Raw genomic sequence first — 14236 nt, forward strand, 5'->3', positions numbered from 1 at the left:
GCGGTCACGGCAGCAACCCCAGGCTGAAGGGGTTCTGCGGTACGCCGCCGAGCAGGTGCGCGCCCGCCGACTGGATCACCTGGTCCTGCGCGATCACATGCTGGCACATCGTGGTGAGATCGCGCAGCCAGCGATCCAGCGGTGACGGCCGGTAGATCGCCGCGGTCGCGACCAGGTCGACCATGCGGGTCACGATCGAGCGGGCCACCCGGAAGGAGTTGGTACGCGCCAGCACGGCGGCGGCCCGCTCGTCAGGAGCCGGCTCGACGCCGGAGGCGAGCCGATCCCACAGCCGGTCGAGGCTCCCGTAGACCGCGTACCGGACAGCACCCAACTCCATCTCCGCCTCGGCGATGGCCATCTGCACCCGATAGGTGTCGGTCCACGGCAGGCCGGTGGCCCGCTCGACCCGCGTACCCGCCATCTCCCTGACCAGGTCGAGCGCGGCACGCGCGATGCCGAGCGGCACCCCGGGCATGTTGCGCAGGACCGAGTCCGTGGCGAAGAGCGGGCCCTCGCGCCGCGGACGGGCCAGGCTGAACGATCGCTCCTCGGGCACGAACAACTGGTTGGCCGTGTAGTCCCGGCTGCCACTGCCGGCCAGGCCGGTCGTGTGCCAGGTGTCGAGGATCTCGAAGTCATCGCGGCGGGCCAGCATGACACGCCAGTTGACGGGCATGCCGCCCGGCCCGCGCTCGGGCTCGCCGTCGCTGTAGACCTGACAGCCCGCCACTACCCAATCCGCGTGGGTGATGCCGCTGCCGAAGCCCCAGCGGCCGGTCACCCGATAGCCGCCCGGTACCCGGTCCGCCCGGCCCACGGGCAGGATCAGACCGGCGGTTATGAGATCGGGGTCTGTGAAGAGCTCGCGCGCCACCGACTCCTCGAGGTAGCCGGCATAGATCGGCGTGTCCATGCCGATCATCGCACACCAACCGGCGGAAGCGTCGCCCATGGCCAGCGCCTCGATCACCTGGGTCTGCTCGGTCGAGTTCAGCTCCGGACCTCCCCAGGAGCGGGGCACCGCCATCCGGAACACGCCTGTGCCGCGCAGCAGTTCCACCACGTCAGCGGGCAGGCACCGGTGCTTCTCGATGTCGTCGGCCCGTTCGCGCAGTCGCGGCGCGACCCGCCGGGCCGCCTCGAGGATGTCGGCGAACGAGTTGGGCACCGTGGAGGACGACAGTTCGACGGTCATGACCGAACACCTTTCCGAGGAGGGGTGGTGGTGACGGAGTACCGGCCGGGCGCGATCGCCTGGTGCGGATCCAGCAGCGTCTTGAACCGGCTCAGCAGTTCTCGGTCCGCACCGAGCCGCTCGAACCAGTCTGTGTGGTCGACGTCGAGCCGGTACGGCCGGAAGCCTGCCGCGGTGAACGATTCGTAGAGCAGATCGAGGGCCTTGTGCGGGGCCGCGGCGTCCTTCCTCTCGTACTTCATCGACACCACGAGGTCGACGACGTCGGAGTTCAGCGCGTGGAGCGTGGCGCCGAAGCGCACTCCGGTGGCCTCCCCCACCTCGTTCAGCAGCCGATCGGCGTGTACGACGGCAGCGCCGCGGAACGGCACCAGCGGCAGGAAGAAGAGGAATCCGACGTGCTCGTCGATCTGATCCGCCGGACGGCCGAGCTTCATCTCGAAGATCGTGTCATTGCGGTCCGGGTCACCCGCATAGGAGCGCTCGACAAGTGTCGCGACCTCGCGGCCGGGGCCTTCGTCTGTCGCGTCGGTCGCGCTGACGGCGGAGAAAACACCCGAACGGCGCGCCTCCTCGACCACGACCCCGGTGAGCGCCTCGACCGCGGCGGCGGTGCCGTCCACGCAGGCGTGCACGAGGAAGTGATCCGGGTGGAGCGTGCCGTAGCCGCGCGCCGCGGCCGGGTTGTAGACCTTCAGCACGCCGTGCAACAGCCCCTGCCCGACCCAGCGATGCAGCACGTCCGTTGCGGCGGCCAGCTGCTCCGGCACGAAGTTGAGCCGGATCACCCGCAGCGCCTCGGGCCGGGGGAGCAGCCGCACCGTGGCGGCGGTGACCACGGCGAGGTCCGACTGCACGAACAGCTGCAGCGCCGACGGGCCGAGGCCGTACGGGTAGACCGGCGTCGCCACCTCGGGGTCCGGCCACCAGCCGACCCGCCGCATCGTGCCGTCGGCGCAGGCCAGCTCGAGCCCGACCAAGTCGTGCACACGCTGGTGGCGCAGGCCGACACCGCGGTCGAGCGCGTTGCCGATGACGCTGGTCCGGGCGGCCGATACGGTGACGTTGAGCATCCGCTCGGTGCCATCGAGTAGATCCGCCAGCTGCAGCTGGGTCACCCCGGGCTCGATCACCGCCCAGCCTGCCTCCACGTCGATGGCGCGGACCGCGTCGAGGTCACCGAGGTCGAGGGCGATGGCGCCGGGCATGACCGGCTCCCGGGTGCCGAGACCCCAGTTGCGGCCGGTGCTGTACGGGTGCAGCGACCCCGCCTCCGGCGAGCGGCCGAAGATCTCCACGACACGGCACACCTCGTCGGCTGTGCGCGGCCGGATGATCCCGGCGACCGACCGGGACGGGAACACGGACACGTTGGGGCCGAGTGTCAGCTCGTCCGGTCCGGACGGGGTGACCACCCGGTCGGCGCCGACCACCTCGGCGGCCGCCTGCAGGGATTGTTCGAGGTCGCTCATAGTTCGCCTTTCAACGCGTGGAATCGGCCGTGTAGGAATACGATCGGCGGCCGACGATGCTGCTGACCGGCTGCCACCACCGAGCCGATCAGCACGGTGTGGTCCCCGGCATCGAATTGGTCGCGCAACTCGCACTCCAGCCATGCCGGGGCGTCCACGATCAGGGCGCCGGTGTGTTCGCCCGGTCGGGCGGACAGGGTGCGGACCGCCTCGGCCCGCACGTCCCGGCTCTGCGCGAAGACGCGGGCCAGATCGTGCGTGCCGGCGTCGAGGATGGACAGTGCCCAGACCTTCGTCGTGAGCAGGTCGGCCAGAAAGGTGGAGCCCTGGCGCAGGGAGATGGAGACCAACGGCGGCCCCAGGGACACCGAGGTCAAAGAGTTGACCGTGAGGGCGTCGTGCCGGCGGCCACTGTTGTCATCGGCATAGGTGGTGGCGATGCAGACGCCGGTGGCGAAGTTGCGCATCGTGCCACGCAGGTCGACTTCCACGATCAGCTCCTCTCAGAGCAGAGCCATCGGCATGGATGATGGGCGGCGGGCAACCGGTCAGTCTTCCTCGAGCAGGTCGGGCTGCTCCCGGACGATCTCGTCCCACAGCAGCTGGAAACTGAACCGGCCGAGTTGGGCGTCGCCGAAGCCGTCGCGGGCGGCCAGCGCCTGCTCCTCGCTCATCGGCTGCAGGGTGCCGGCCGCCGCGGCGAGCAGCTGGACCTGCGCGCAGGTGTCGTACGTGAAGAACCAGTGCGCGGCCTCCTCGATCGACCCGCCAACGGTGATCAGGCCGTGGTAGCGCAGGAGGAGCGCCCGCTTTTCGGCGAGCTTCTCGGCGATGTCGCGGCCCTGTGCGATCGAGATCGACGGTCCCTCGTACGCGTCGTAAAGCACCTGATCCTGATAGAAGGCCGCGGACTCCTGGTCGATCGGTTCGAGCAGCCGTCCCACCGCCGCCAGTGCCCGGGCGTGCACGGTGTGCCCGTGCGCGGCGGCGACCGCGTCCGGCCGCAGCTGGTGGATTTTCGAGTGGATGACGAAGGCGCTCGGGTTGACCGGGTGGTCGCCGGCGACGACCTTGCCGTCCATGTCCACGAGGATGAGGTCGCCGACACGTACCCGGTTGAACGAGACGCCGAACGGGTTGACCCAGAATCGATCATGATGTTCGGGATCACGCACCGAGAGATGGCCGGAGATGCCCTCGCCGAAGCCGTACTTGCCGAACAGGCGAACCGCCGCGGCGAGGCGCTGCTTGGCGTGGCGGCGGGCGTCCTCCAGCGACTCGAACCGCGGCTCGGCGGCCAGCGGCAGACCAGTGTGGGTATCGGCGAGGTAGGTGGGCCCTGCGGCGGCGATGTCGGTGGTCAAAGCACTCTCCTTCGAGGGTGACGAGTCAGAGGCGGCGGAGTTGGAGGCGAATGAGTTAGAAGGAGGACGAATCAGAGGGGGACCAGCGTCGCGGTGCTGACCGGCGCGGTATTGATCGCGGCGACGATGTCGACGGCCCGGTCGACCAGCGACGGAATGCCGAACGTGAAGAACAGTGCGCCGGCGGCGAGGTCGCCGAGCGCGTAGATCCGGTCGTCAGTACGTCCCCCGACCCGCAGCCGGCTGGTCGCGCGTTCCACGTCGAGCCCGCCACGCGGGTGGCGCTCGACCAGTCCGCAACGACGCAGCGATGCGATCAGGGCGCCCGCACCGGACGGGATCCGATGCGTCGGCGCGCTGACCGCGTTGACGACCGTCGAGTAGTCGCGGACGCCGTCGGCCAGGACAGCCTGGAACCCGTCAACGAACTTGATCTCCCGCAGGCCGCGGGGCAGGTCCAACTGGCCCGACTCGATGAGGGCGAGCAGGCGGTGCCCGTTGGCCGGCGGCATCGGGCAGCACAGACTCATGATCGTGCGGTGGTGCTCACTCATCAGGTATGACTTGTCGTGCTCCGGCAGGATCGGCCACACGTCGGGACCGGTGTCGGGCACCGCCCGCTGCAGGATCCGCAGGCCCAGGTCGGGGTGGTCGACCGCGGCGAGATGACGGCGCAGCCGCTCGACCGGATCCTCGACCTCCGTGCCGGTGACCTCGCGGATCAGCGCCGGGATGTCCACGTCGGCGTGCCGCAGCTCGGCGCGCATGATCTCGAAGGCTTCCCCTATCGGCATGGACTTCAGCGCACGGAACGTTTCCGGAGTGAAGTGGGCGAGCCGGTAGTCGGCCGGGCACTGCCGGACGGCGGGCAGCACAGCCCGGCGCGACAGCATGCTGATCGGCCCGCGGTGGCCGACCGCGGCCAAGGCGAGCACGGCGTCTACCGCGGTGAGCCCGCTGCCGATCACCGCCACCGGTTCGTCTGGGTCGATGACGGCGAGCCGGCCGACCACCGGGTATGGATCGCCGATGAAGCCCGGCATGCCGGACAACCCGTAGCTGTCGGCCGGCCCGCCGCCGCCCACGCACAGCACGACGACGTCCATCTCATACCGGTCGCCGGACCCAGCCTCCAGCTCCATCCCGGAACCCGGCGCGGCCCCGTGGACCACCGCCTCACGTACGACGTGCACCTCACAGTCGCGGTCCAGCAGGACTCGCAGTGCGGTGCGGGCAGATTGCTCGAGGTAATCGCCATACGTGGCCCGTGGAACGAACCTCACCCCGGACCACGGGTCGGCGGTTTCCGCGTCGACGGCCTCCCCGGCCAGGCCGCGCTCCGCGAACCAGCGCTCGAAATGGTGCGGGTCGCCGGCCCTGATGGACATGTCGTCGGGAGGTGCGTTGACACGCACCGCTGTGGCGTCCGGTTGATAGGCCCGGCCCCGCCACAGGGTTGGCGAGTCGTCGAAAACAGTGACCACTGCTGGTACGGGCGTCGCCTGGCTCAGTGCGTCCAGCAGGCAGACAGCGGCGGCCCCGCCGCCGACCACGCCGATTCTGATCGTCGAGGGCATTCGTGCTCTTCCCCGGTGCCCGCGTCTAGGAAGATGCTGAAGGCGTCGTGAATGACCGTCCACGCTCGGCACCGAAACTGTTGGAGTGGCAGGGAATCCAACGGACTGGACTGTCCGTTGCGGTGGCACGCGGTGAAGTCTGGTCGACCGGCTTGCCCTTCGCTTGCACAAATGCGCACGAAGTCTGTCGAATTCGCGCATTGATCGCTTCACCGCAGGTCAAAGCGTTTACGTTGCCTACAGTTATCCACCCGCGAGAATTCGAGGACGTCCAGATGCCTGACTTCGCGACTCCGTTCGCGGCCCGCCCTGGTTTCGCCCGGATGTTCCGGCCGGGAGCGTTGACCCTCGGACTGCTGTTCCCGATCGAGTCCTACGACGGCCCGGTGCCGCGTATGGCCGTCGACGAGCAGGTGGACCGGGCACGGCTGGCGGAGGCGTACGGCTTCACCGCGCTCTGGGCCCGCGATGTGCCCCTGCTCGACCCCACGTTCGGCGACGCCGGACAGATGTACGACCCGTACGTGTGGCTCACCCACATCGCCGCGCACACCTCCCGGATCGGGCTGGCCACCGGCTCGAGCGTGCTGCCCCTGCGCAATCCGATCGACGTGGCCAAGGCAGCCGCCTCGGTCGATCTCCTCAGCGTCGAGCGACTCGTCCTCGGCATCGCCACCGGCGACCGGGGTGCGGAGTTCCCCGCATACGGGCTGAACCGCGAGGACAGCGGCGACCTCTTCCGCGCCTCGGTGGAGGCGTTGCGGCGGCTGTGGGCTGAGGACTTCCCGCCGCTGGACTCGATGTTCGGCACCATGCGGGATGTCGGGCTGCTACCCAAGCCGGTCGGACGGCACCTGCCGCTGCTGGTCACCGGCAACAGCCGACAGTCGCTGCAGTGGATCGCCCGGCACGCCGACGGGTGGCTGACCTATCCCCGCGCGGTCAGCCAGCAGCAGATCGTGACCGCGTCGTGGCGACAGGCCCTGCAGGAAGCCGAGGAGCCGGACAAACCGTTCGCCCAGTCGCTCTACATCGACCTCGCCGAGGACGCGAACGCCGGGCCGACCCCCATCCACCTCGGCTTCCGATCCGGACACAACTACCTGATCAAGCACCTCAACCAGCTCCGCGACATCGGCGTCAACCACGTCCTGATCAACCTCAAGTACGGCAGGCGTCCGGTCGACGAGGTGCTACAGGAACTCGCGGAGGCGGTGGTGCCGCGTTTCGGCGCCGACTATCCGCTGACGACGTCCTGAGGATCGATGCTCAGTGGTTTCCGGTCACGGCCGACGGCCATGGGCGTGACCGGAAGCCCACGACCGCGTTCAGGCCGCGGCGGGCAGCAGCAGCGGCTCGGCGGCGGTGCGCAGCTCGTCACTGAACGGCACCGGCCGCAATGTTCCGGGGTCCAGGTTGATGTTGACGCGGTACCCCTCGGCGTGGACCACGGAACGGTCGGCCGACAGCACCCGGAAGCCGTACACCGCGCTGGTCCGGCCCAGCCGGTCGATCCAGAAGTGCACCAGCGGCTCGCCCGCCCCGGAGATCGGCGCATTGTAGGTCACCTTGAACTCCCGGACGACCAGGAACACGTCCTTGAACGACGAGCGGGCAGGATCGGGCGCCCAGCCGAGCCGATTCCAGTACGCCCCGACCGCACGCTCGACCAGCAGGGCGTAGCGGGAGTTGTGCAGCAGTCCCATCGCATCAAGATCGTCAAAATGCACCTGGACCGGCTCGAAGTGGCCACTCTCGGTCATGTCAGTCCTCCGGAAGCAGTGAGGGGTCGGGACACAGGCCGCGCAGGCGCTGCAGTACGGCCCGGCGGGCGTGCGCGAAGGCGAGCCGCTCGTCGAGCAGCCGGGAGTGGGTGACGGCCATCTCGCCGAGCGCCTCGATCTCGAAGGCCAGCTGCGCCGGGTCGACGCCCGGCGCGAGCTCGCCCAGCGCGATCGCCTCCTCCACCAGGCCCCGGATGAACGCCTCCCAGTCCCGAAGGGCCCGCACGATGCGGTCGCGGACCTCGCCGGGACGGTCGTCGAACTCCGCCTGCACCGCACGGAAGAAGCAGCCGCCCGGCAGCACGTGCTCGGCGTAGAACCTCAGCCTCGCCTCGTGCAGGGCGAACAGCCGCCTGACCCCCGCCGGGGCGCGCAGGGCCGGCGCCACGATGTGCTCTCGCCATTGACGGGCGGCCCAGTCCACCGCATCGAGCTGCAGCTCTTCCTTGTCGCGCCAATGTGCGAAGAAACCCGACTTGCTGATGCCGATCGCGGCCGCCAGCCGACCCAGGGACAGCCCGTCCAGGCCTTCGACCGAGGCCAGGCTGACCGCCTGCCCGAGGATCGTTTCGCGGCTGCGCAGCCCTCTGAGTCGACGACCGTCCTGTGTCATACGCGCCATACTATATGAACGTCCGGTCGTTCATATAGTTCGGGAACGCGGGAACCACGCTCGCCGCTTTTGTCGGTGACGATCTCTAGCCTCCCGGTCATGACAAGTACGACTCAGGCGTACCGCTACGCCGCGCCTTCCACCCTGTCGGACGGGCGCCTCGGGCTGTCGACGTCCGGTGGCAGGGCTCTGAGCGGGCCCGCGCTCGCGCCGAAGTTCTTCAGCGGGGTGGTGACGCAGGCGGCGCCGGCGGCCGCGGCCCTGCTCGGCGTGGCCGACGTGGCGCTCACCCGCTATCACAAGCCGCGTCCGGGATGGACCCGCGATCCGGTGGTGACCTGCGGCGGCGACCGGTTGCGGTTCGAGTCGTTCTCCGCCTGCGGCGGCGTCTACGCCCGGCTCGACCTGCTCGACGGCGCGCTGGACGGCGAGGTGTTCGACCGGGGGACGACCAACGTCGACATCAATGGGCCGCTGCGCGAGGCGCTGGCCAGGGTGGGGACGCGGGACCCGCTCCACCTCGGCGTCGGCGCCGACGAGCTGACGGTCACGACGCTCGACGGCGCGGTCGTGGAGAAGAAGGTGCCGCTGCCCGAGCGGTGGCTGCGCGGTTTCGCCGAGGTCCAGGTGATCGCGGCCCGCATGGACCTGAGGGCCGAGCTGCCCGGCATGAGCGCCGTACGGTTCCTGCGGTCGCTGCCCAAGCGGGCGACCGCCGACCTCTGGGTCGCTCTGGTGGGCCGCGACCTGCGTGTCGTCGATCGGCCCGGCCCGGGAGCGGTGTGCCTGTCCGGGGTGGGACGCCTGTCGACGCTGCTGCCCCTGCTCCGGTTCGCCAAGAACCTCAAGGTGTACGGCCCGGCCGTGCCCGGTCACGCGGCGTCGAGCGCGTGGGAGCTCGAACTTCCGGGGATGCGTTACACGCTGGCCCTGTCGCCGGAGCGCTGGCGCGGCTTCTCCGGAGAGGGCGCGGTGCTGACCGATCTCGCGACCGACGAGGCCGAGGCCGACGCGGACGTGGTGGGCATGCTGCTCAACTTCGAGCCCGAGGTGGAGATCGGCCTGCTGGCGGACCGGGCCGGCCTGTCCACGTCCCGGGTCCGCGCCGCGCTCACCCGGCTCGGGGTGGCCGGACGTGTCGGGTACGACCTGGCCGAGGCCGCGCACTTCCACCGGGAGCTGCCCTACGACCGGGAGCACGTGCGACGTCTCAACCCCCGGCTGACCGCCGCGCGGGCGCTGGTCGAGGCGGGTGCCGTACAGCTCGACGGCGACTCGGCCCGGGTGCGGACCGGCGGAGGCGTGCGCGAGGTCGGCCTGACCGACGGATCGTGCACCTGCGAGTGGTGGTGGGATCACCGGGGTTCACGTGGGCCGTGCAAGCACGTGCTGGCCGCCAGGATCGCCGCCCGCGCCACCGTGGAGGCTGCCCGGTGACCGGCTCGGCGAACGTCTGGCAGGAGGTGCGCGACCTCATCACCGACCGCAGGACCGGGGCGCTGGCCGACCGTGTGATCGCGCTGAGCGGGGCGGAGCGCGCCGAGGTGGGGCGGCGGCTCCCGGAGTTCCTCAAGGAGATGCGCACCACCGCCACCCAGATGGCCCGCGAAGACCTCCTCGGCGAGGACGAGAGCGAGTGGTCCGACTGGGAGCTCGCGGAGCTCCAGACGGAGGTCCGCTGGGAGGTGGGCGACGCGATCGCCGAGTTCCGGGCACCACTGTTGATCGCGGGCGCGGGCACGATCTCGGGTCCCGCCGCGGCGGTCGCCTGGCTGTCCCGCCGCGAGTTCAATCCCCGTTGGTCGCCCACGCCGGACCTCACCGATCTGCTTCGCGTGCTGGCCGCACGCCCCGCCGACTGGCAGACCGACGTGGCGGTCCGGCTCGCCGAGAGGATCCGTACCACGGGAGATCCCATCGTCCCCCTGGCGCTCGCCCTGTTGCGAGCCTGCGGCTGTGAGCCGCCCAAGCACGAACCGCTCGTGGTGGCCTGGCTCTCGGCCACGGTGGTCGACGACGACCCGCTGTTCGGGCCGATGTTTCCGAGACTCTTCGAGGCGGAGGGAGCCGGCCGCGCGCTGCGGGAGGAGCGGCTGACGCCCCGGCCCACGCCGTGGCTCTCCCTGCTGCGGCGGCTTCTCGCGGCGGGCCGGGTGTCACGTGAGGAGCTCCTCGACGGCTGCGTAAGCCGCTTTCTGCGCGGAGGCGACGCCATCGACCTGCGTTTCTTCGTACGGCTCCACGAACTGGTCGACCCCACCCCGCAGGAGGCGGCGGCGCGGGCACGTGACTACCTGCGGCTGCTTCCCGCCGCCCCCGGCACTGTCGCGGAGTTGGCGCTCGCCCAGGCGCGTCGTACCGGCCCGCACGACCCCGCCGATGTCGTGGAGGCGATCGGCGCGCTGACCTTCCGTGCCGAGGCCAAGCCGGCCCGCGCGGGCCTGAAGTGGCTGGACGAGGAGGTGCGGCGATCGCCCGCGTGCGCCGACGAGCTGGCTCCCGCGCTGGCCACGGCTTTCGGACACGTCTCCTACGAGGTCCAGGGGCGTGCGGCCCGGCTCGCTCTCAAGCATGCGGCCGCGTTCGACACGGGTCGCGCCCTGATCGCCGAGGCCGTACCGATGCTGCCCGCCGCGCTGGGCGCGAAGGTGGCCGCGCGGTTCGGCGGTGAGTCTTCGAATACCTATTCGAGGAGCGCGAGCCCCGGCATGTCAGCCAGATCCGGCTGGTGCCCGTACTGCGAGCGGAGCCGACCGGGCACGACCTCATCGACGAGCTGCTGCAGGAGCCGTCGAAGTGGCGCGGGGAGGACCACGGCGGTGGTATGGGCTGGTGGCCGTCGATCCTGCCGTCACACCGCGAGGTCGTCGCCGTCAACTACCTGCCCCACCTGCTCTACCAGTGGAACCATCCGGGGGTCTATCCGCATTATTTGGCGGCCCTGGCCGAGGCGGACGGCCCGGTCGGGGACGCGACCGCGCTCATCCTGGCCTACTTCCTGGCCGAGCGGAATGCGGAGGCGGTGCCGCTGCTGCTGCGGATGGCCGCCGGGGGCGATCTGCCCGCCGAGGCGGTCGGCCGCCAGCTCGCGCTGCTGATCCGCCGCACCTGGTTCGAGCTCCGTCCGGTGCTGGCCTCCCTGACCGAGGCCGCCCGCCAGGGAGGCCATCGGCAGGTCTGGGAGATCCTCAGGAGCATGCTGCCGCTCCTGCTTCCCACGCCGGGCGGCGGCGAACGCCCCGGCATCGCTCATTCCGAGGCGGTGGCGCTCGCCGCCGACGTGGCGACATGGGCGGAGGCCCACGGCGAGATCCCGATCGTATCGGCGCACGCGGCGAGCGGCCGCCGCAGCCGCTTCGCCCGCGAGTGCGCCCGCCTGCGCGATCAACTTCGCTGACCGGACACATCGGCCCGGCCGTTCCTGCTTGCGGACGACCGGGCCGTTCAAAGCTTGGCGCCGCGAACAACCCCGCCTTGTCCGATCATTTCGGCATGATGGGGTGATGAACTGGATCGCTCCGCAGATCACCCGTGCCGACGCGCCACCGACCGGGGACGAACGCCTGCTCCTGGAGGCCTGGCTCGACCACCACCGGCAGACCCTGCTGCTCAAATGCGCCGGGCTCACCGCCGAGCAGCTCAAACTACGCGCCGTCGAACCGTCGAGCATGAGCCTGCTCGGGCTCGTACGCCACATGGCCGAGGTGGAGCGCTCGTGGTTCCGGCGCAGGTTCGCCGGCGAACCGGTCGACTTCCTTTATTGGGATCTGGAAACCAACCCCGACGGCGACTTCGACGACGTCGACACCGCGGACGCGGAGGCGGACTTCGCCACCTTCGCCCGGGAGGTCGAAGCGGCCCGGACGGCGGCGGCCGGGCATTCTCTGGAGGAGACCTTCTATCAATCGCACCGGAAGGTCGAGATGAGCCTCCGCTGGGTGTACCTGCACATGATCGAGGAGTACGCCCGGCACAACGGCCACGCCGACCTGCTCCGCGAACGGATCGACGGCGTCACCGGAGCCTGACACGCGATGGACGCTGCTTCGGGAACTGACTGCGGCGATGCGCCGCGAAGGGCTGATTCCGGTGACGATCGAGCGCTTTTCCTGATCTCCGGCTGATTCGGCCATCGCCGACGTTCCGACAGGGCGAGCATCCTCGCTGGTGAGCGAGTTATTTGTTAAGAATCTTGACAGATGAGGCCGTCGATCCCGACCATAGGATCACGGATCCGTACTTGTCCAGCGGCTCGCTGGTGAACAGAACCACCGGTGACGTCGCCGGCGCGCCCATCACCCCCCACCGATCGGCGCCATGGCTCCGATCACTCCTGGTTCAGGAGAGACCTCCATGCGAAAGCGCACATCCCGCCTGCTGACGCTGGCAGCATCCATGCTGCTCGCAGTCACGGGCGCCGTCCTCACGCAGACGCCGGCCAACGCGGCCAACCTGCTCGTGAATCCCGACTTCGAGACCGGAAACCTCTCGCCCTGGTCCTGCACCGGCGGGCTGGGATCGGTGGTCAGTTCCCCGGTCCACGGCGGCGGCAAGGCGCTCGCCGGAGCCGCCAGCGGCTCGGACAACGCCCAGTGCACCCAGACCGTCTCCGTGAAGCCGAACACCGCCTACACCCTGAGCGCCTGGGTCCGCGGCAACTACGTTTACCTCGGCGTGAACGGCGGTGCGTCCACCTGGACCCCGTCTGCCTCGGCCTACACGAAGCTCAGCGTGTCCTTCACCACCGGCGCCAACCAGACCAGCGCCACGATCTTCCTGCACGGCTGGTACGGCCAGGGCACCTACTACGCCGACGACGTCAGCTTCGACGGCCCCGGCGGCTCACCGTCGCCTTCGCCGACACCGACGCCCACTCCCAAGCCCACCCCGTCACCTACGCCGACACCGACGCCCAAGCCCACGCCGACGCCCACGCCGACGCCCACCCCGACCCCCGAGCCCACCCCGACGCCTACGCCGTCGCCCGGGGACGTGACATGCGCGGTGAAGGGCAAGCCCAGCGGCAAGGTCACCCAGGGATACTGGGAGAACTGGGACGGCGCGTCCAACGGCGTACACCCGCCGTTCGGCTGGGTGCCGATCAACGACGCCCGCATCAAGCAGCACGGCTACAACGTGATCAACGCGGCGTTCCCGGTCATCCGCTCTGACGGCACCGTCCTGTGGGAAGACGGCATGGACGCCACCGTCAAGGTCTCCACTCCGGCTGAGATGTGCGCGGCCAAGGCCGCGGGCGCGACGATCCTGATGTCCATCGGCGGAGCCACCGCCGGCATCGACCTCAGCTCCAGCACCGTCGCCGACCGCTTCGTCGCGACGGTCGTGCCGATCCTGAAGAAGTACAACTTCGACGGCATCGACATCGACATCGAGACCGGCCTCAGCGGCAGCGGCAACATCAACCAGCTGTCCGCCTCCCAGGCCAACCTCATCCGGATCATCGACGGCGTGCTCGCCCAGATGCCGTCCAACTTCGGGCTGACCATGGCCCCCGAGACGGCGTACGTCACCGGCGGCAGCGTCGTCTACGGCTCGATCTGGGGCGCGTACCTGCCGATCATCAAGAAGTACGCCGACAACGGCCGCCTGTGGTGGCTGAACATGCAGTACTACAACGGAAGCATGTACGGCTGCTCCGGCGACTCCTACTCCGCCGGCACAGTCCAGGGATTCGTCGCGCAGACCACCTGCCTGGACAAGGGCCTGGTCATCCAGGGCACCACGATCAGGGTCCCCTATGACAAGCAGGTCCCCGGCCTGCCCGCCCAGCCCGGAGCCGGCGGCGGCTACATGTCGCCCTCGCTGGTGAGCCAGGCCTGGAACAGCTTCAACGGCCAGCTCAAGGGTCTGATGACCTGGTCCATCAACTGGGACGGCTCGAAGGGCTGGACCTTCGGCGACAACGCCAAGGCGCTCCAGGGCCGCTAGGCCGTACCGGAAACCTTTCCAGTAGCACGCGAAGGCCGCTCCCCCATCGCAGGGAGCGGCCTTCGCCCTGAGACGTGCCGATATTCCGCGGTCTCGGACGCCAACCCCGCAAACGCCTCGCCGATCTGCTGATCGCGTCCGTGGCCGCAGCCAATGAACTGCCCCTGATAACACGGAATCCAGACGATTTCGCCGGACTGGAGTCCCAAGTCCGGGTGATCGCTGCCTGAAGTTCCGGCAAGGCGACACGGGCGGCGGGCCCGGACCGTGGTCCGGGCC

General features: G+C 69.8%; 13 protein-coding genes. 6 read left to right on the forward strand and 7 right to left on the reverse strand.

Annotated elements, in window-relative coordinates:
* Window positions 1-4: 4 nt before the first annotated feature.
* The 5 genes from Mth01_RS23730 to Mth01_RS23750 form a co-directional block, all read right to left on the reverse strand.
* Window positions 5-1198 carry an acyl-CoA dehydrogenase family protein gene (locus Mth01_RS23730; protein WP_204018142.1) on the reverse strand — a complete coding sequence of 398 codons (1194 nt, stop codon included), beginning with the start codon at window positions 1196-1198 and terminating at the stop codon, window positions 5-7.
* Entirely contained in the window at window positions 1195-2670 is a 1476-nt protein-coding gene (locus Mth01_RS23735) for an FAD-binding oxidoreductase (RefSeq protein ID WP_204018143.1), read from the reverse strand. The genes Mth01_RS23730 and Mth01_RS23735 overlap by 4 nt, the downstream gene beginning before the upstream one ends.
* Window positions 2667-3161 carry a flavin reductase family protein gene (locus Mth01_RS23740; RefSeq protein WP_204018144.1) on the reverse strand — a complete coding sequence of 165 codons (495 nt, stop codon included), beginning with the start codon at window positions 3159-3161 and terminating at the stop codon, window positions 2667-2669. The genes Mth01_RS23735 and Mth01_RS23740 overlap by 4 nt, the downstream gene beginning before the upstream one ends.
* Before the next feature lie 57 nt (window positions 3162-3218).
* Complete coding sequence (locus tag Mth01_RS23745) at window positions 3219-4034, reverse strand: class II aldolase/adducin family protein (RefSeq protein ID WP_239089947.1); 816 nt, start codon at window positions 4032-4034, stop codon at window positions 3219-3221.
* A 71-nt stretch (window positions 4035-4105) separates the two neighbouring features.
* Window positions 4106-5611: an FAD/NAD(P)-binding protein gene (locus Mth01_RS23750; protein WP_204018145.1), complete on the reverse strand. Its 1506-nt coding sequence runs from the start codon at window positions 5609-5611 to the stop codon at window positions 4106-4108.
* Between the two features lie 275 nt (window positions 5612-5886).
* Between Mth01_RS23750 and Mth01_RS23755 the strand changes: the two genes are divergently transcribed.
* Window positions 5887-6870, forward strand: a complete 984-nt coding sequence (locus Mth01_RS23755; protein WP_204018146.1) for an LLM class oxidoreductase — start codon at window positions 5887-5889, stop codon at window positions 6868-6870.
* Window positions 6871-6939: 69 nt separating this feature from the next.
* On the opposite strand, the gene Mth01_RS23760 is transcribed toward Mth01_RS23755, so the two are convergent.
* Both Mth01_RS23760 and Mth01_RS23765 read right to left on the reverse strand, forming a co-directional pair.
* The gene (locus Mth01_RS23760; protein WP_204018147.1) at window positions 6940-7374 is read right to left on the reverse strand and encodes an acyl-CoA thioesterase; all 435 of its coding nucleotides are present in this window, start codon (window positions 7372-7374) and stop codon (window positions 6940-6942) included.
* A 1-nt stretch (window position 7375) separates the two neighbouring features.
* Window positions 7376-8008 (reverse strand): TetR/AcrR family transcriptional regulator, encoded by a 633-nt coding sequence (locus Mth01_RS23765; protein ID WP_204018148.1) that lies wholly within the window; start codon window positions 8006-8008, stop codon window positions 7376-7378.
* 99 nt (window positions 8009-8107) lie between these two features.
* Here Mth01_RS23765 and Mth01_RS23770 point away from each other — a divergent pair, with 99 nt between their 5' ends.
* The 5 genes from Mth01_RS23770 (at window position 8108) to Mth01_RS23790 (ending at window position 13957) form a co-directional block, all read left to right on the forward strand.
* Entirely contained in the window at window positions 8108-9445 is a 1338-nt protein-coding gene (locus Mth01_RS23770) for an SWIM zinc finger family protein (protein ID WP_204018149.1), read from the forward strand.
* The gene (locus Mth01_RS23775) at window positions 9442-11106 is read left to right on the forward strand and encodes a DUF6493 family protein (protein WP_204018150.1); all 1665 of its coding nucleotides are present in this window, start codon (window positions 9442-9444) and stop codon (window positions 11104-11106) included. Before Mth01_RS23770 ends, Mth01_RS23775 begins: the two co-directional genes overlap by 4 nt.
* Window positions 11031-11405, forward strand: a complete 375-nt coding sequence (locus tag Mth01_RS23780) for a hypothetical protein (protein WP_204018151.1) — start codon at window positions 11031-11033, stop codon at window positions 11403-11405. The genes Mth01_RS23775 and Mth01_RS23780 overlap by 76 nt, the downstream gene beginning before the upstream one ends.
* Window positions 11406-11511: 106 nt before the next feature.
* Window positions 11512-12036, forward strand: coding sequence for a DinB family protein (locus Mth01_RS23785; RefSeq protein ID WP_204018152.1), 525 nt, complete (start codon window positions 11512-11514; stop codon window positions 12034-12036).
* Window positions 12037-12361: 325 nt separating this feature from the next.
* Window positions 12362-13957: a carbohydrate binding domain-containing protein gene (locus tag Mth01_RS23790; RefSeq protein ID WP_204018153.1), complete on the forward strand. Its 1596-nt coding sequence runs from the start codon at window positions 12362-12364 to the stop codon at window positions 13955-13957.
* The last annotated feature ends 279 nt before the right edge of the window (window positions 13958-14236 follow it).

The organism is Sphaerimonospora thailandensis (assembly GCF_016863115.1).
Lineage (GTDB): Bacteria > Actinomycetota > Actinomycetes > Streptosporangiales > Streptosporangiaceae > Sphaerimonospora > Sphaerimonospora cavernae.

Bases quoted from the DNA above. Each gene is read 5' to 3' on its own strand.
- Mth01_RS23790 (WP_204018153.1), top strand. From the start codon at position 12,362: ATGCGAAAGCGCACATCCCGCCTGCTGACGCTGGCAGCATCCATGCTG.
- Mth01_RS23785 (WP_204018152.1), top strand. From the start codon at position 11,512: ATGAACTGGATCGCTCCGCAGATCACCCGTGCCGACGCGCCACCGACC.
- Mth01_RS23735 (WP_204018143.1), bottom strand. From the start codon at position 2,670: ATGAGCGACCTCGAACAATCCCTGCAGGCGGCCGCCGAGGTGGTCGGC.
- Mth01_RS23770 (WP_204018149.1), top strand. From the start codon at position 8,108: ATGACAAGTACGACTCAGGCGTACCGCTACGCCGCGCCTTCCACCCTG.
- Mth01_RS23750 (WP_204018145.1), bottom strand. From the start codon at position 5,611: ATGCCCTCGACGATCAGAATCGGCGTGGTCGGCGGCGGGGCCGCCGCT.
- Mth01_RS23760 (WP_204018147.1), bottom strand. From the start codon at position 7,374: ATGACCGAGAGTGGCCACTTCGAGCCGGTCCAGGTGCATTTTGACGAT.
- Mth01_RS23755 (WP_204018146.1), top strand. From the start codon at position 5,887: ATGCCTGACTTCGCGACTCCGTTCGCGGCCCGCCCTGGTTTCGCCCGG.
- Mth01_RS23730 (WP_204018142.1), bottom strand. From the start codon at position 1,198: ATGACCGTCGAACTGTCGTCCTCCACGGTGCCCAACTCGTTCGCCGAC.
- Mth01_RS23765 (WP_204018148.1), bottom strand. From the start codon at position 8,008: ATGACACAGGACGGTCGTCGACTCAGAGGGCTGCGCAGCCGCGAAACG.